The sequence below is a fragment of the Ferrimonas sp. SCSIO 43195 genome, assembly GCF_023716685.1.
GTDB lineage: Bacteria > Pseudomonadota > Gammaproteobacteria > Enterobacterales > Shewanellaceae > Ferrimonas > Ferrimonas kyonanensis.
In genome coordinates, this window is sequence record NZ_CP072679.1 from 3,742,437 (window position 1) to 3,759,858 (window position 17,422).

13 protein-coding genes and 1 pseudogene are annotated in these 17,422 nt (G+C 60.3%); 11 read left to right on the plus strand and 3 right to left on the minus strand.

From position 1 onward, the window contains the following. Nucleotides 1-139: 139 nt before the first annotated feature. Nucleotides 140-1,009: an acyl-CoA thioesterase domain-containing protein gene (locus J8Z22_RS17280; protein ID WP_028112033.1), complete on the minus strand. Its 870-nt coding sequence runs from the start codon at nt 1,007-1,009 to the stop codon at nt 140-142. An 86-nt stretch (nt 1,010-1,095) separates the two neighbouring features. Next, the gene (locus J8Z22_RS17285; protein WP_051252434.1) at nt 1,096-1,983 is read right to left on the minus strand and encodes an SDR family NAD(P)-dependent oxidoreductase; all 888 of its coding nucleotides are present in this window, start codon (nt 1,981-1,983) and stop codon (nt 1,096-1,098) included. Nucleotides 1,984-2,216: 233 nt separating this feature from the next. Between J8Z22_RS17285 and J8Z22_RS17290 the strand changes: the two genes are divergently transcribed. Continuing rightward, nucleotides 2,217-3,098 carry a 1,4-dihydroxy-2-naphthoate polyprenyltransferase gene (locus tag J8Z22_RS17290; RefSeq protein WP_035415435.1) on the plus strand — a complete coding sequence of 294 codons (882 nt, stop codon included), beginning with the start codon at nt 2,217-2,219 and terminating at the stop codon, nt 3,096-3,098. Between the two features lie 132 nt (nt 3,099-3,230). Further along, a complete protein-coding gene (locus tag J8Z22_RS17295) occupies nt 3,231-4,919 on the plus strand; it encodes an NAD-dependent malic enzyme (RefSeq protein WP_028112035.1) in 1,689 nt (562 codons plus the stop codon). A gap of 55 nt (nt 4,920-4,974) precedes the next feature. Here J8Z22_RS17295 and J8Z22_RS17300 read toward each other — a convergent pair whose 3' ends face one another. Next, a complete protein-coding gene (locus J8Z22_RS17300) occupies nt 4,975-6,900 on the minus strand; it encodes a propionyl-CoA synthetase (RefSeq protein WP_252007222.1) in 1,926 nt (641 codons plus the stop codon). 167 nt (nt 6,901-7,067) lie between these two features. On the opposite strand from J8Z22_RS17300, the gene J8Z22_RS17305 reads away from it, so the two are divergent. The 9 genes and pseudogenes from J8Z22_RS17305 (at nt 7,068) to J8Z22_RS17340 (ending at nt 17,223) form a co-directional block, all read left to right on the plus strand. Beyond that, nucleotides 7,068-7,469, plus strand: coding sequence for a MerR family DNA-binding transcriptional regulator (locus tag J8Z22_RS17305; RefSeq protein WP_028112037.1), 402 nt, complete (start codon nt 7,068-7,070; stop codon nt 7,467-7,469). Between the two features lie 70 nt (nt 7,470-7,539). Then, nucleotides 7,540-8,709 (plus strand): isovaleryl-CoA dehydrogenase, encoded by a 1,170-nt coding sequence (locus J8Z22_RS17310; protein WP_252007224.1) that lies wholly within the window; start codon nt 7,540-7,542, stop codon nt 8,707-8,709. A 47-nt stretch (nt 8,710-8,756) separates the two neighbouring features. Then, nucleotides 8,757-10,364 (plus strand): carboxyl transferase domain-containing protein, encoded by a 1,608-nt coding sequence (locus J8Z22_RS17315; protein WP_028112039.1) that lies wholly within the window; start codon nt 8,757-8,759, stop codon nt 10,362-10,364. A gap of 10 nt (nt 10,365-10,374) precedes the next feature. Beyond that, nucleotides 10,375-11,157: an enoyl-CoA hydratase-related protein gene (locus J8Z22_RS17320; RefSeq protein ID WP_028112040.1), complete on the plus strand. Its 783-nt coding sequence runs from the start codon at nt 10,375-10,377 to the stop codon at nt 11,155-11,157. After that, on the plus strand, nt 11,157-13,112 hold the full coding sequence (locus J8Z22_RS17325; protein ID WP_252007226.1) for an acetyl/propionyl/methylcrotonyl-CoA carboxylase subunit alpha: 1,956 nt from the start codon (nt 11,157-11,159) through the stop codon (nt 13,110-13,112). The genes J8Z22_RS17320 and J8Z22_RS17325 overlap by 1 nt, the downstream gene beginning before the upstream one ends. Beyond that, the gene (locus tag J8Z22_RS17330) at nt 13,109-14,014 is read left to right on the plus strand and encodes a hydroxymethylglutaryl-CoA lyase (protein WP_028112042.1); all 906 of its coding nucleotides are present in this window, start codon (nt 13,109-13,111) and stop codon (nt 14,012-14,014) included. Before J8Z22_RS17325 ends, J8Z22_RS17330 begins: the two co-directional genes overlap by 4 nt. Then, nucleotides 14,011-15,960: an acetoacetate--CoA ligase gene (locus tag J8Z22_RS17335; protein WP_252007228.1), complete on the plus strand. Its 1,950-nt coding sequence runs from the start codon at nt 14,011-14,013 to the stop codon at nt 15,958-15,960. Before J8Z22_RS17330 ends, J8Z22_RS17335 begins: the two co-directional genes overlap by 4 nt. Before the next feature lie 345 nt (nt 15,961-16,305). Continuing rightward, a pseudogene (locus tag J8Z22_RS22245) lies at nt 16,306-16,446 on the plus strand (LysR family transcriptional regulator); the annotation flags it as partial. 60 nt (nt 16,447-16,506) lie between these two features. After that, a complete protein-coding gene (locus tag J8Z22_RS17340) occupies nt 16,507-17,223 on the plus strand; it encodes a LysR substrate-binding domain-containing protein (RefSeq protein WP_245595555.1) in 717 nt (238 codons plus the stop codon). Nucleotides 17,224-17,422 lie beyond the last annotated feature (199 nt).

The following is a 17,422-nucleotide window of genomic DNA, read 5'->3' on the forward strand; positions in this document are numbered from 1 at the left end:
AGATTTACTTCTTCGGCGGACGCAGTGCGTCACTCTCCTATTACCTTCATCCGGGTTTCCACCCGCCAAGGTGGAACTGCATACGTTAGCAAAAAGCGCGCCGTTTAGGCGCGCTTTTTTGGTGATTATTGTCACATAATCAGGATTTTCGGTGCATCTGTCTAAGCAACCCTTCCTGGGCCGAAGATGCCACCAACTGCCCCTGCTGATTAAAAATCTGGCCCCGAACCAGGCCGCGGGAGTTCATGGCATTGGGGGAATCGACGGCGTACAGCAACCACTGGTCGAACGCCACTGGACGGTGGAACCACATCGAGTGATCGATGGTCGCCATCTTCAATCCCGGCGTCAGGTAAGACACCCCATGGGGTTGTGCCGCGGTCACCAGGAAGTTCAGATCCGACGCGTACGCCAGCAGGTGCTGCTGCAGGGACTGGTTGCTCGGTAACGGGCCATTGGCCTTCATCCATACATAGCGCACCGGCTCACGGGGTTCCGGTTTCAACGGGTTGATGGGGTCCACCAATCGAATCTCGATGGCGGTATTGTTGAGGTAGATGTCTAGTAACTTGTCCGGCACCTTGCCCCGCATCGCCTCGGCCAACTGGAACTGGTTCGCCAGCCCGTCAGGGCCGGCCACGTCCGGCATGGCAGCCTGATGCTCAAATCCGGGTTCGCTGTGGTGAAAGGAGCCGGTCAGGTGAAAAATCGGCCGGCCGTGCTGAATGGCACTGACCCGGCGAGTACTGATGCTGCCGCCATCTCGCATGTTCTCCACTTCATAGATCACCGGCCGCTGCAGATCACCGGCACGCAGAAAATAGGAGTGAAAAGAGTGCACCTGACGATCGTCGGCCACGGTCTGAGTCGCCGCCGCCAGCGCTTGACCCAGTACCTGCCCACCAAACAGGTGACCAAATCCCAGATCCTGACTCTGACCCCGAAACAGGCCCTGCTCTAGCTGCTCGAGAGTCATGATCTCCAGCAGGGTATCCAGTGAATTGGACATTGATGCGTCTCTATTTTACCAATCAGCCGTTCATGGTACCCAAGGCTCACGCCTTGGGCAACGGCGATGCTGAGACGATGTCGCGACTACCAGCTGAACAGATTGCGAATCCGATCCCGGAACGACGAGTAGGGGTTCACCACCGATTCGCTCTTCAGCTCATCCCAGGCCAGGCACAACTCCTCCGGGCGCTGGTTCTCCGGTCTTAGCTTAATGCCATGGGTCTCAACGGTCTTGGCCAGGGTAAAGTGACCGGCGGCCGCCGTCAGCGTTACCCCATTGGGGGCTTGCGGAGACAGCAGATACAGCAGTCCGGGTACCACGGCACTGCTTTGCAGGTACTTCAGTTGCTCGGCGTCGTAGAAAGAAGACACCATGCGGGTGGCGGCGGAAGCGCATAAGGCGTTGCAGCGAATGCCGTACTCGGTTGTCAGGTGCGACAGGGACAACATAAAGCCGCGATTGGCCATCATACTGGCGCCAAAGCCTCCCAGCTCGCGGTCGCCGTAGAGGCCTGAGAAGCCGCAGCCCACCACGATGGCCCCCTGGCTTTTGATCAGCTCGTCGGTGGCAGCATGAATCAGGTTGACGGTGCCGAAGTGATTCACCTCCATCATCCGCCGGTACTCGTCGAGCTGGCATTGAATCGTTTGCTGAATCAGAATCCCGGCATTGGCCACCACCGCATTGACCCGGCCAAAGCGCTTGACCGCCGCCTCGACCACCGCCTCCATGGCCTGGTAGTCGGTGACGTCGGCGCAGATCGGCAACGCCTCGCCATCGAGGCTGTCCACCAGTGCCGCAACCTCCTCCACGTAGCTGGCATCGACGCCACTACCGTCGGCGTCACAGCCGTTGTCCACCAGCACCAGCTTGGCGCCCCGCTCGGCCAGGGCGATGGCAAACGCCCGTCCCAGGCCTCGACCGGCGCCAGAGAGGATCACCACCTGATCATCAAAACGGATTGAATTCATACACTTTCCATCCCTGAATTCCATACCAACCCAAGTAACTTCCCCATCGATTTCTATTCGCCAAAGAAAGCACTCTCCATTTGAAAACAATGAGTTAATCCTAATTTAATTGCCAGTATTAACTCGGCTTCGTTGTCCGATTCTTAACCCGGATCACAACCGAATAGGATGAAAAGTGAAACTCCTCTCTTTCGGGTTACAATAAACGCGTCCTAACCACTTCCAGAGAAACAATGAACCTACAATATTGGATTCTGGCCATTCGGCCCCGTACCCTGCCGGCAGCCATCGGCCCCCTGCTGGTGGGCAATGTCCTGGCGGTGTACCACCAGGATTTTTCCTGGCTGGTGGCCATCGCCTCCATGGCCTGCGCGGTGTTGCTGCAGATTGGCGTCAACCTGGCCAATGACTATTTCGATTTCAAATCCGGTGTCGATACCGACGAACGCCTGGGGCCAACCCGAGTCACCCAGCAAGGGTTGCTGTCGGCCACCTCGGTGCGCAACGGCATGATCCTGTCACTGACGCTGGCCACCCTCATCGGCCAGTACCTGATCTTTGTCGGCGGCTGGCCTATCGCCGGATTGGCGCTGTTCGCCCTGGCCGGCGCCCTGTGCTACTCCGGCGGCCCCTACCCGCTGGCCTCCCATGGGCTGGGAGAAATTGCCGCCTACATCTATTTTGGCCTGGTGGCCGTGGTGGGCAGCTATTTCATTCAGACCGGCACCACCGACTCCAGTGCCTGGCTGCTGGCCAGTGCCGTTGGCCTGCTCAATGCCGCCATCATGCTGGTGAACAACACTCGGGATCGCAGCACCGACATTAAAGCCGGCAAACGTACCCTGGCTGTGCGCCTGGGACTGGAGCGGTCGCAGTTGCTGTACCAGATGCTGATTGCCAGCCCCTACCTGATGGTGACGCTGGGATGGCTGATGGGACTCCTGCCCGGCGCCACCGTGGCCGCCTGCGCCATCTCCATTCCCATGGCCAAGGCCCTGGCGACCGAATTCGCTCATACCCAGGGCGCCGCCCTCAACCCGCTGTTGGGGCGCACAGCCAAACTGACGATGTTTTTCAGTGGCCTGGCATCCGGTGGCTTGCTGATGGCGCTGTAAGCCTGCGTCACTAAAACACCCAAGCGGGCCTCGAGCCCGCTTTTTTATTGCCGAGCCTCAGTGATGAGTGTCACACTCAGGCCAGTTACTGATACACTAGAGGGGTCTAAAACCACAAATAAAAACATGCCGATGGAAGATATTAAACGTCCCCTGTACATCCCCTATGCTGGCCCGGTGCTGCTCGAAACCTCCCTGCTGAACAAAGGCTCCGCTTTCTCCGAAGAGGAAAGAGTGGCATTCAACCTGGCAGGCCTGTTACCTGAAGCGATTGAAAATATTGAAGAACAGGCAGAACGCGCCTACCTTCAGTTTCAAAATTTCAGTAACGACATGGATAAGCACATCTACCTGCGCAACATCCAGGACACCAACGAAACCCTGTTCTATCGACTGGTGAACAACCACATCACCGAGATGATGCCGATCATCTACACCCCCACGGTTGGTGAGGCCTGTGAACAGTTCTCCAACATCTACCGCCGTGCCCGCGGCCTGATGGTCAGTTACCCCAACCGTCACCGCATCGATGACATCCTCAACAACGCCACCCGGCATAACGTGCGAGTCATCGTGATCACCGATGGTGAGCGGATCCTGGGTCTGGGCGACCAGGGCATCGGTGGCATGGGCATTCCCATCGGCAAACTGTCGCTGTACACCTCCTGCGGCGGCATCAGCCCGGCCTACACCCTGCCCATCGTGCTGGATGTGGGCACCGACAACCCCCAGCGCCTCAACGACCACATGTACATGGGCTGGCGCAACAAGCGTATCTCCGGTGACGAATACAATGAGTTTGTCGATGACGTGCTCAGTGCCGTGCAACGCCGCTGGCCCAATGCGCTGGTGCAGTTTGAAGATTTTGCCCAGAAAAATGCCATGCCACTGCTGGAGCGCTACAAAGACCGGCTGTGCTGCTTTAACGACGACATTCAAGGCACCGCGGCGGTCACCGTCGGCTCGCTGCTGGCCGCCTGCAAAGCCGCCGGCACCCAACTCAAACAGCAGACCATCGCCTTTTTGGGCGCCGGCTCTGCCGGTTGCGGCATCGCCGAGGCAATCATCGCCCAGATGGTGGCCGAAGGCCTGGAAGATCACCAGGCTCGAGAGAAGGTGCACATGGTCGATCGCTGGGGTCTGCTGCAGGAAGGGATGCAAAACCTGCTGCCGTTCCAGCAGAAACTGACCCAATGCCTGGACAAGACCCAGTCCTGGAGTGGTGACAACGGCGCCGTGTCGCTGCTGGAGGTGATGGAACACGCCAAACCCACGGTGCTGATCGGCGTCAGCGGGGCACCGGGCCTGTTCACCGAAGAGGTGATCAAGACCATGCACAAGCACTGTCCCCGCCCCATCGTGTTTCCGCTGTCCAACCCCACCAGTCGGGTGGAAGCGATTCCGGAGGACATCCTGCGCTGGACGCAAGGCCAGGCCCTGGTCGCCACCGGCAGCCCCTTCAACCCGGTAGAGCTGGACGGGGAGGTCTTCCCCATCGCCCAGTGCAATAACAGCTACATCTTCCCGGGTATCGGCCTGGGCGTGCTGGCCTGCAACGCCGACCGGGTCACCGATGGCATGCTGATGGCCTCCAGCCGGGCCCTGGCGGAGTGTTCGCCTCTGGCCATCGAAGGGGAAGGCGCGCTGTTGCCCCCCCTGGAGCAGATTCAGGAGGTCAGCAAACAGATCGCCTTTGCCGTGGCCCGGGCCGCCATGACCGACGGCGTCGCCAAGATGATCAAGAACGTCGACCTTAAAGACGCCATCGAGCGGCAGTTCTGGCAACCGGAATACCGCGATTACAAGCGCACCAGTTTCTGATCAGCGCCAACACCAAGGGGCTCCGAAGAGCCCCTTGTTTTAGGCCATCGCCCACTCAGGACAGGTCCAGCACCGGCTGATGGGCGGTGGTCAGCCCCATCTGCGCCAACGCCTGGCCGATGACATTGAGGCTGTCCGGGTCTTCGATGGTGGCCGGTGGCACCACCGTCTCACCGTTGGCCAGCTTACGCATGGTGCCCCGCAGGATCTTACCGGAACGGGTCTTGGGCAACTTTTCCACCACCGCCACCAGTTTAAAGGCCGCCACCGCCCCTACCTCGGCCCGCACCAGCGCCACCAGCTCGGTTTTAATCCGCTCCAGATCGGTGTCCATCCCCTGCTTCAGCACCACCAAGCCCAGCGGCAACTGCCCCTTAAGGGTGTCCTTGACGCCAATGACCGCCGCCTCGGCGACCGCCCCGTGCTGCGCCAACACCTCCTCGAATCGACCGGTAGAAAGCCGGTGCCCGGCCACGTTGATGATGTCGTCCACCCTGCCCATGACATACAGGTAGCCGTCCTCATCCATATAGCCGGCGTCGCCCGTCAGGTAATAACCCGGGTAACGGCTCAAATAGCCATCCCGGTAACGATCGTCGTTGTTCCACAAGGTCATCAAGGTGCCCGGCGGCAGTGGCAGTTTGATGGTGACCGCGCCACTTTGTCCCGCGGCCACCGGCTGACCCAACTCATCCAGCACCTCCACCTGATAGCCGGGCACTGCCAGTGCCGGCGACCCCGGTTTGATCGGCAGCGGCGCCATGCCCAAGGGGTTGGCACAGATGGGCCAGCCAGTCTCGGTTTGCCACCAGTGATCCACCACCGGCACCTGCAGCATGTCCGCGGCCCAGGTCAGGGTATCCGGGTCGCAACGCTCACCGGCCAGGAACAGCGCCTGCAGGCTGCTGATGTCCACCCCCTGCAGCAAACTGGCGGTGGCATCCACCCGCTTGATGGCCCGAATGGCCGTCGGAGCGGTAAAGAAGGTTTTCACCCGGTACTGCTCGATGATCCGCCAGAAGGCACCGGCGTCCGGCGTCCCCACCGGCTTACCTTCGTACAGCAACGTGGTCGCCCGGGCCAACAGCGGCCCATAAACGATGTAGGAGTGGCCCACCACCCAACCCACGTCCGAGGCCGCCCAGAACACATCGCCGGCATCGATGTTGTAGATCTGTTTCATCGACCAGGCCAGCGCCACCGCATGGCCGCCGTTATCACGGACCACCCCTTTGGGCCGCCCTGTGGTGCCAGAGGTATAGAGAATGTAGAGCGGGTCACTGGCCGCCACCTCAACGCAGGGCACCGGCTGTGCCTGCGCCACCAGTTGCTGCCAGTCCCGGTCGCCCTGGCGCTCCAGATCCGCCGGACACTGGGGCCGCTGAAACACCACCGCGTACTCCACCCGGTGCTCACACAGATCCAGCGCTTTATCCAATAGCGGTTTATAGGGAATCACCCCGGACGGCTCGATGCCACAAGAGGCCGACAGCACCAGCTTGGGCTTGGCGTCATCGATGCGACTGGCCAGCTCCGGCGGTGCGAACCCACCGAACACCACCGAATGCACCGCCCCCAGGCGGGCGCAGGCCAGCATGGCATAGGCCGTTTCTGGAATCATCGGCATGTAGATCACCACTCGATCGCCCTTGCCCACCCCCAGATTGGCCATGGCTCCGGCCAGGGTGGCCACCCGCTGCTGCAACTGCTGGTAGCTGATCGCCTCTTCGGTGCCCGTGACCGGGCTAACGTACTGAATCGCTACCTGCTGACCGTGCCCCGCCTCAACGTGGCGGTCGACGGCGTTGTAGCAGGTATTGAGGCTGGCACCGGGGAACCAGCGATAGAAGGGCGCATCACGATCATCCAGCACCTGATCCACCGGTTGCATCCATTCGATTTGAGTGGCGGCGTGACGCCAGAACGCCTGAGGGTTCTGCCACGCCTGCTGCTGCATCTGCTTGACCTTATTTAACGGCATAGGGCCTCCATGGTCGGGATTAACTGGGTCAGGCTTTCAGTTGTAGCAGATGACGGCCGGCGGCCCCATTCGACCATCGGCTAACTTCTGACCAGTCGCAACACAAACTTTACCTTTACGTAAACTTCCTATAAGGTGACTTTAAGCTAGAAGAGACCGATACCAAGATGACAGAAACTACAGACGTGACCTATTCCATCAGCGAGCTGGCTCGTGAATTTGACATCACCACCCGCAGCATTCGTTTCTACGAAGATCAGGGGTTGATCAGCCCCCGGCGCCGTGGCCAGACCCGCATCTACAGCCTGCAGGACAAAGTCCGGCTGAAGCTGATCTTGCGCGGCAAACGTCTGGGTTTCTCCTTGGCGGAAACCGGTCGGTTGTTCGACCTGTACGACGCCGACAAGAGCAGCGGCACTCAGTTGCATACCATGCTGGAGCTGATCGAAACCAAGAAAGCGGATCTTCAACAACAGATGGACGACATTAAGGTGGTGATGATGGAACTCAGCTCCGCCGAACAGCAATGCAAGCAAGCACTGCAAGAGCTCACCGCCGAACTACAATAACAGGCGGGCCCTCTTTTGTGGCCGGAGTGCCACCAGTCTTGCTGCCCAAAAGGAACCAAGGGGAGAAGATATGAGCCTTTACCAATCCAGCTTCAATTATGGCTTGGGAGAAACACTGGAGATGCTGCGGGATTCGGTCCGGGACTTTGCCCAGGCCGAGATCGCGCCGCTGGCGGCAGACATTGACAGCAACAACAGCTTTCCCAATGAACTGTGGTCCAAGATGGGCGACATGGGACTGCTGGGGATCACCGTGGCCGAAGAGTATGGCGGCGTCAACATGGGCTACCTGGCCCACGCCATCGCCATGGAGGAGATCTCCCGGGCCAGCGCCTCGGTGGGCCTCTCTTACGGTGCCCACTCCAACCTGTGCGTGAATCAGATCCATCGTAACGGCAGCCACGAGCAGAAAGCCAAGTACCTGCCGAAACTGGTCAGCGGTGAGCACATCGGCGCCCTGGCCATGAGCGAACCCAATGCCGGTTCCGACGTGGTATCCATGAAGCTCAGCGCTCGCCTCGACGGCGATCACTACATCCTCAATGGCAACAAGATGTGGATCACCAACGGCCCCGACGCCGACACCTACGTGATCTACGCCAAAACCGACACCAGCGCCGGTGCCAAAGGCATGACCGCCTTCATCGTCGAACGCGGCTTTGCCGGCTTCAGCCAGGCACAAAAACTGGACAAGCTGGGAATGCGCGGCTCCAACACCTGCGAACTGGTGTTCCAGGACACCCCGGTACCCGTGGAGAACGTTCTCGGGGGCGTCGGCAACGGTGCCAAGGTACTGATGAGCGGCCTGGATTATGAGCGGGTGGTGCTGGCCGCCGGCCCGCTGGGGATCATGGCCGCCTGCCTGGACCAGGTGGTGCCCTACATCCACCAGCGCGAGCAGTTTGGCCAGGCCATCGGCCAGTTTCAGCTGGTGCAGGGCAAAGTCGCCGACATGTACACCCGCAGCAATGCCGCCCGGGCCTACGTCTACAGTGTCGCCCAGGCCTGCGATCGCGGCGAAACCACCCGCAAAGATGCCGCCGGGGCCATTCTCTACAGTGCCGAACTGGCCACGCAATTGGCCCTGGACGCCATTCAGTTGCTTGGAGGCAACGGCTACATCAACGAGTACGCCACCGGGCGCCTGCTGCGGGACGCCAAGCTGTATGAAATCGGTGCCGGCACTTCCGAGATTCGCCGCTTCCTGATTGGCCGGGAACTGTTTACCGAAACCGCCTAACGCACGCTCTGGCGGGGGTCGCCCCGCCCGTTAAAGGACTGACAACCGTGACCATACTCCGTTCCAGCATTAACCGGCAGGAGCCGGGCTTTATGGCCCGGCGCGATGCCATGGCCGACCTGGTGGCCGATCTGACCGCCACACTCGACGCCATCGTTCCCGGCGGCAATGACCGCGCCCGCAACAAACACCTGGCCCAGGGGAAACTGCTGCCTCGACAACGGGTCGAACTGCTGCTCGATCCTGGCGCCCCGTTCCTGGAGCTCAGCCAGCTGGCCGCCCACGAGTGCTACGACGACAAGGTGCCCGCCGCCGGCGTGATTGCCGGCATTGGCCGGGTCAGCGGCATCGAATGCATGATCGTCGCCAACGACGCCACCGTCAAAGGCGGCACTTACTACCCGTTGACGGTAAAAAAACACCTTCGGGCTCAGGAAATTGCCGAAAAATGCCACCTGCCCTGCATCTATCTGGTGGAATCCGGCGGCGCCTTCCTGCCGCGTCAGGACGAGGTGTTCCCAGACAAGGATCACTTTGGTCGCATCTTTTTCAACCAGGCCAACATGTCTGCCAAGGGGATTCCCCAGATTGCCGTGGTACTGGGCCTGTGCACCGCCGGTGGCGCCTACATGCCGGCGATGGCGGATGAATCGATCATCGTCAAAGAACAGGGCACCATCTTCCTCGGTGGGCCACCACTAGTGAAAGCGGCCACCGGCGAAGAGGTCAGCGCCGAAGAGTTGGGCGGCGGCGCCGTTCACACCCAGATCTCCGGGGTGGCCGACCACCTGGCCGATAACGACGAACACGCGCTGCAATTGGCCCGTCAAGCCGTGGCCCGCCTCAACCACCATCGCGCCCAGCCACTGGCCGACACCGACGTTCGCCCCCCCCGCTACCCCGCCGACGACCTGTATGGCATCGTCGGCAGCAACCTCAAACAGCCGTTCGAGGTACGGGAAGTGATCGCCCGGCTAGTGGACGACTCCGACTTCGACGAATTTAAGGCCGGCTACGGTGCCACTCTGGTGTGCGGCTTTGCCCGCATCTATGGCCAGCCGGTGGGTATCCTGGCCAACAACGGCATCCTGTTCTCGGAATCGGCCCTTAAAGGGGCCCATTTCATTGAGCTGTGCTGCCAGCGCAACATCCCCTTGCTGTTTCTGCAGAACATCACCGGCTTTATGGTGGGCAAGAAGTACGAGCACGAAGGCATCGCCAAGCACGGTGCCAAGCTGGTGACCGCCGTTTCTTGCGCCCGGGTGCCGAAATTCACCGTGGTGATCGGCGGCAGTTATGGCGCCGGCAACTACGGCATGTGCGGCCGCGCCTACGACCCCACCATGATGTGGATGTGGCCCAACTCCCGCATTTCGGTGATGGGGGGCGAGCAGGCCGCCAACGTCCTGGCCCAGGTCAAGACCGACGCCCTGGCCCGCAAAGGCGACAGCTGGAGCGACGATGAACAGCAGGCGTTCAAGCAGCCCATCGTCGAGCAGTACGAACGCCAGGGCCATCCCTATTACGCCAGCGCCCGACTGTGGGACGACGGCATCATCGATCCGGCCCAGACCCGCGACGTGGTCGGCCTGGCCCTGACCGCGGCAATGAATGCGCCCACCGAAGCCACCCGCTTCGGCGTGTTCCGCATGTAAGGAGAGTGAAATGACCTTTCAATTCATTACCCTGACCCAGAGCGACGGCGTTGCCCGCCTGACCTTGAACCGGCCGGACAAGCACAACGCCTTCGGTGACGCCATGATTGCCGAGATCAATCAGGCCTTGACCGGGTTGACCCGCCAACCGCCGACCCTGCTGGTGCTGGCGGCCAACGGCAAGCACTTCTCTGCCGGTGCCGATTTGGCCTGGATGAAAAGCCAGGCGGCCATGGACCAGGCCTCCAACCTCAGCGATGCCCGCGAACTGGCCCGTCTGATGCACACCCTGGATCGGTTTCCGGCGCCGACGCTGGCGCTGGTGGACGGGGCCGCCTTCGGTGGCGCCCTCGGGCTCATCGCCTGTTGTGACATCGCCCTGGCCAGCCCCCGCGCCCGTTTCTGCCTGTCGGAGGTCAAACTCGGACTGATTCCTGCGGTGATCAGCCCATTCGTGGCCCGGGCCATCGGCCAGCGCCAGTCGCGGCGCTACATGCTGTCCGCCGAAACCTTTGATGCCAACACCGCCCATCAGATCGGACTGGTGCATGAGGTGTGCGACGATCTGCACAGCAGCAGCGAGCGCCTGATCACCACCCTGACCGGCAACGGCCCTAAGGCGATGCAGGCGTGTAAATCGCTGCTGCACACCATAGAGCAGCACCCTTTTGATGACGCGTTGCTGGCACTGACCGCCGACGCCATTGCCCACATCCGAGTGTCCCCGGAAGGCCAGGAAGGCCTGCAGGCGTTTTTTGATAAGCGCCCGCCCCTCTGGCAAGGAGAATCCTAATGTTAACCAAGGTCCTGATCGCCAACCGCGGCGAGATCGCCTGTCGCATCATTCGCACCTGTCAGGCTCTGGGCATCCGCACCGTCGCCGTCTACTCCGACGCCGACCGCAACGCTCAGCATGTCAACATGGCCGATGAAGCGTTTCTGCTCGGCCCGGCAGCCGCCACCGAGTCCTACCTGCTGGGCGATAAGATCGTCGCCCTCGCCAGCCTGGCGGGCGTGGATGGCATTCACCCCGGCTATGGCTTCCTGTCGGAGAACCCGGAATTCGCCCGCGCCTGCGCCGACGCTGGCATCGCCTTTATCGGCCCCAATACCGAAGCCATCGAACAGATGGGCTCCAAGAGCGCCGCCAAGGTGATCATGGAGCGGGCCGGCGTGCCGATGCTGCCCGGCTACCATGGTGATGACCAGAGTGACCAGAGGTTGACCGAAGAGGCAACCAAGATCGGCTACCCGCTGCTGGTCAAGGCCGCCTTTGGCGGCGGCGGCAAGGGGATGCGCATCGTCGAGCATGGGGATCAACTGGCCGCCGCTTTGGCCACCGCCCGTCGCGAAGCCCAGAGCGCCTTTGGCAATGACATGCTGTTGCTGGAACGTTTCCTGGCAGCGCCGCGACACGTGGAGGTGCAAGTCTTCGCCGATGCCCATGGACACTGCATTTACTTGTCGGATCGGGACTGTTCCATTCAGCGTCGCCACCAGAAGGTGGTGGAGGAAGCGCCGGCACCGGGTCTGTCCGACACCCTGCGCCAGCAGATGGGCGAAGCCGCCGTCAAGGCCGCCAAAGCCATCGACTACCTGGGCGCCGGCACCGTGGAGTTCCTGCTCGATGATCAGGGCCGCTTCTACTTTATGGAGATGAACACCCGCCTGCAGGTAGAACATCCGGTCACCGAGATGGTGACCGGCCAGGATCTGGTGCACTGGCAGCTGTTGGTGGCATCGGGTCAACCGCTGCCGCTGACCCAGCAGCAAGTTGAGATTCGTGGCCACAGCCTCGAGGTTCGACTCTACGCCGAGGATCCACAGCGAGAGTTTCTGCCGGCCACGGGCACCCTGACCCGCTTTGAGGTCCCCGCATCGCTGCGGCTGGACAGCGGCGTGGTAGAGGGCGACGAGATCAGTCCTCATTACGACCCGATGATCGCCAAGCTGATCACCTTTGGCGACACTCGCACCCAGGCGATTCAACAGATGAGTCGCGGCCTGCAGCAAACCCAGCTGGCCGGAGTCACCAGCAACCTGGCCTTTCTGGGGCGCATCATTAATCACCCACAGTTTCAGGCCGCCGACCTCGATACCCGCTTTATCGACACCCATTACGCCCAGTTGACCGGTGCCGATGACTTGCGCCACGTAGCCGCTATCGCCGCAGCGCTGGTGATCAGTCAACCGGGCTGCCAACGCAGCCCCTGGCACTCGGTCGCCGGTTTCCGTCTCAACCAGAGTCCGGTGATGCACCATCACCTCGAGGACGATCACGGCGAGCGCTACCCGCTGCTGGTCAAAGGCCACTGGCCGGCTCTGACGGTTCAGCTCAACGAGGTGGAGTATCAGGCCGTCATCGGCATCGATGACGATCAGCTGAGCCTGGAGCTGGATGGCCACTTGTGCCACTGGCCGTTCCAGCGCTGTGGAGAATCCGTGACCCTGTTCCTGCCACAAGGCCCACTGCGGTTTGATGCCGTCAGCCATCAGGGCGGTGACGGCGACGACAGCGGCGAAGACGCCCTGAAGGCACCGATGAACGGCACCGTGGTCACCCTGCTGTGCGAACTGGAGCAAACCGTCGAAGCCGGTCAGCCGCTGCTGGTGATGGAAGCGATGAAGATGGAATATACCATCACCGCCCCCTACGCCGGTCAGGTGCTGGCACTGCCCTATGGACCTGGCCAGCAGGTCAATGACGGCACCGCCCTGGTAACGCTGGAAGCCTTGGAGGAGTCATGAGCCACGCCACCATCGTCGAAGTCGGGCCCCGGGATGGGCTGCAGAATGAAGCCGCAGTCACGCTGGCTCAGCGCATCGCCCTGGTCGATGCCCTCTCTGGCACCGGCCTGAGTCAGATTGAAGCCGGCAGCTTTGTCTCGCCGAAATGGGTGCCACAGATGGCCGATGCCGACCAACTGTTCGCCCGGATTCAGCGGCGTCCGGGCGTTCGTTACAGCGCACTGACCCCCAATATCAAAGGCTTTGACGCGGCGCAACAGGCAAAGGTCGACGGCGTCGCAGTGTTCGGCGCCGCCTCGGAAAGCTTCAGCCAACGCAACATCAACTGCTCCATCAGCGAATCGTTGCAACGCTTCGAGCCGGTATTTGCCGCCGCCCGCCGCGCCGGCCTGCCGGTTCGCGGCTACGTCTCCTGCGTGCTGGGCTGCCCCTATGAGGGCGACATCGACGTCGCCAAGGTGGCCGACGTCGCCGAATCGCTGTACCGAATGGGCTGCTACGAGATCTCTCTGGGCGACACCATCGGCGTCGGTACCCCGGCCAAGGCCAAAGCCATGTTGGCGGCCGTGACCGAACGGATACCGGTATCGGCATTGGCGCTGCATTTCCATGACACCTACGGCCAGGCCCTGGCCAATGTGCTCGCCTGTCTGGATCTGGGTGTCACCACCTTCGACAGCGCCGTGGCCGGACTGGGCGGCTGCCCCTATGCCAAGGGGGCCAGCGGCAACCTGGCCACCGAGGATCTCCTGTATATGCTGCATGGGCTGGGCATGGATACCGGCGTCAACCTGGACGCCGTCATTGCCGCCGGCACCACGATCTGCCGTCAACTGAACAAGCCGCCCTCCAGTAAGGTCGCCCAGGCCTGGCTCGCCAACCATAAGGAGCAACCGGCATGAGCACTCACTCCCCAATCTGGCAACCCAGCCAGAGCCGCATCGATGCCAGCCAGATGGAAGCGTTTCGCCACTTCGTCAATGACAAGCTGGCGCTGACGCTGAGCGATTACCAGCAGCTGCATCGCTGGAGTACCGACCATCCGGATCAATTCTGGCAAGCAATCTGGCAGTTCAGCGAGGTGATCGGCACGCCCGGTCAACGGCTGTTGCTGGACGGCGATAAGATGCCTGGTGCTCGCTTCTTCCCGGACGCCCGGCTCAATTTTGCCGAAAACCTGCTGCGCTATCAGGACGACCGCATCGCCCTGGTGTTTCGCGATGAAGCCGCCAACCGGGTCGCCCTGTCCTATAACGAGCTGTATCACGAAGTCGCCCGCCTCGCCCACCATCTGCGTCACCTGGGCGTGGTAGCCGGCGATCGAGTCGCGGCCTTTATGCCCAACCGCATCGAAACTGTGGTCACTATGCTGGCTGCCGCCAGCCTGGGGGCCACGTTCAGCTCCTGTTCGCCGGACTTTGGCTTCAACGGCGTCCTCGACCGCTTCGGCCAGATTCAACCTAAAGTGCTGGTGGCCGCCAATGGCTACCGTTACAACGGCAAAGTCATCGATTGCAGCGACAAGATCGCCCAGATTGCCGACGCCATCGGTTCGCTGCAGCAGGTCATCGTGGTACCGGCCTTCGATGCGGTCGCTCAGGTTCAGCATCCACTGGCCATTGGCTGGCATCAGGCCCTGGATAACCCGGCCCGCAGCGTGTCGTTTACGCCACTGCCGTTTGACCACCCCCTGTACGTGCTGTACTCCTCAGGCACCACCGGGCAACCCAAGTGCATAGTTCATGGCGCCGGCGGCACCCTGTTGCAGCACCTGAAGGAGTTGCGGCTGCATACCGATATTCAGCGTCGAGATGTGCTGTTCTATTTCACCACTTGCGGCTGGATGATGTGGAACTGGCTGATCTCCGGCCTGGCCACCGGTGCCACCCTGGTGCTGTACGACGGCAGTCCGTTTGCCCCAGGCCCGGAAGTGCTGTGGCAGCTGGCCGAACAGGAGGAGGTCTCGGTGTTCGGCACCAGTGCCAAGTACATCGCCGCCCTGGAAAAGGCCGGTTACCGGCCGGCGGAACACCATCGGCTGACTCAGCTCAAAGGGCTGCTGTCCACCGGTTCGCCCCTGGCCCACGAAGGCTTTGATTTTGTGTATCGACACATCCACCCGGATCTGTGTCTGAGCTCCATCTCCGGCGGCACCGACATCGTCTCCTGCTTTGCCCTGGGCAATCCCATCAAGCCGGTCTACCGTGGCCAGTTGCAGAGTCCCGGGTTGGGAATGAAGGTCGAGGTCTATAACGAGCAAGGCCAGCCGCTGCAACAGCAAAAAGGGGAGCTGGTGTGCACCACGCCGTTCGTGTCGATGCCCATCGGCTTCTGGGGCGATGACGATGGCAGCAACTACCACCACGCCTATTTCGACCGTTTCGACAACGTCTGGGCTCACGGCGACTACGCCGAAACCACCGCCGAGGGTGGGCTGATCATCCACGGTCGCAGTGATGCGGTACTCAACCCGGGAGGGGTGCGGATCGGCACCGCCGAGATCTACCGCCAGGTCGAAAAGGTGGACCAGGTACAGGAAAGCCTGGCCATCGGTCAACAGTGGCAGGATGACGTGCGAGTGGTGCTGTTTGTGGTGCTCAAACCCGGCACCAGGTTGACCGATGCATTGCAGCAGCAGATTCGCACCACCATTCGCGCCAACACCACCCCGAGGCACGTGCCGGCGAAAATCATTCAGGTTCAGGATCTGCCAAAAACCTTGTCCGGAAAGTTAGTGGAGTTGGCAGTGAGAAAAGTGGTCCACGGTCAGGCGGTCACCAACACCGACGCGTTGGCCAACCCTGAATCTCTGCAACAATTTAAGCACCTGCCAGATCTTCAGTGTTAACGCAAAGAATCCAGTCACAACTGTATTTTTACATATGTGACTGGATTTTTACCCATCTTTTCAGAAGCTTAGACTTTCCGAAAGCGCCAAATTGCTCGAAAAAAGCGAGCAATCCAACCATTGCTTAAAACACGATATTAATAAAAAAAGCTTATAAAGCTTCTCTTAAATCAAACAGTTAGATCATCAAAGAAAAAGTGTGAACTGCTACCAAACCCCCACTATTGCACCTACTCGCTCATGCATGTTAGATTCCGCGGCCAGATGAATGTCTAAAACTTGACTAAGATTTATTAATATAATGAATTTAGTCAGCGTAAGTTGGAAAGTACTATGCCAGTGTTAATGCGTGACTTTGATTCGATTGATATACGACTGCTCATAGTGTTCCGCGCAGTGGTTTTTACCGGTAGCTTAAGCAAAGCCGCCCGGAAACTGTCCGTAACGCCTAGTGCCGTCAGTCAATCCCTGTCAAAACTAAGTAAATACTTCAGCCACCCACTGTTCACCCGAACCAGCAATGGACTGGAACCCACCGATTTCGCGATGGAGCTGTACGGCTACGTTAACTCGGCCCTGGATCTGCTGCAGGACGGCGTTGAAAGCCTGAGCGACTTCGATCCAGCCAACAGCAAACGTCGCTTTAGAATCTCGGCCAACCACATTCTTGACCTGATCATTCTTCACCCGCTGGCCCGCCACATCGAGTCCTTTAACAGTCAACTCAAGGTGTCGGTCAATAACCTGGTGGAAGAGGAATCGAAGATCATCGACAGCCTGCAGATCGACAACAACGACCTGTGCCTGGTGGCGATGAAGATCGACATGAAGAGCATCATTCAGGAGAAGGTGCTGGACGAAGAGATGGTGGTTCTGGGCTGCAAATCCAACCCGTTGACCAAAGAGGTCATCGACATGGACACCTTCCTGGCTCAGCGTCACTGCCGTTACGCCGTCGGCCAGATTGGCTACAAGATGGGCAACGCCATGAACATGGGTTACGTCGACGAACGGGAAGTGTTCCTGGACACCAACAACCCCTTCAACGCCATGATGATGACTCAGGGCACCGACACCCTGGTGACCATCTCCCGCTGGTTGTGGGAAAAGTACGCCAGCCAATTCGAACTGGCAGAGATTAAGACCAGCTTCGACATTCCAACGGTGCCGCTGTATCTGACCTATCTGAAGAAGATGGAAGACAGCAAGGCCAATCGCTGGTTGCGCGACCAGGTCAAACAGACCCTCGCTTCATTGCGTTAACACCGAATTGCGGGAATGGATTCCTGCCCCTCTCCCCAGCTTCAACCTTCCCTTTCTGCCAGGCAAAAAAAAGCCGGCACATACCGGCAAACCCACACTGCGCTAGCAACTTAAAACTGCTTTAAATTTAGCAGCGGTTTACCAGCTTGCAATATTCGGGCGTATTTTCAGCCGAGAGTGCCCCACCGGTTCGATGCGA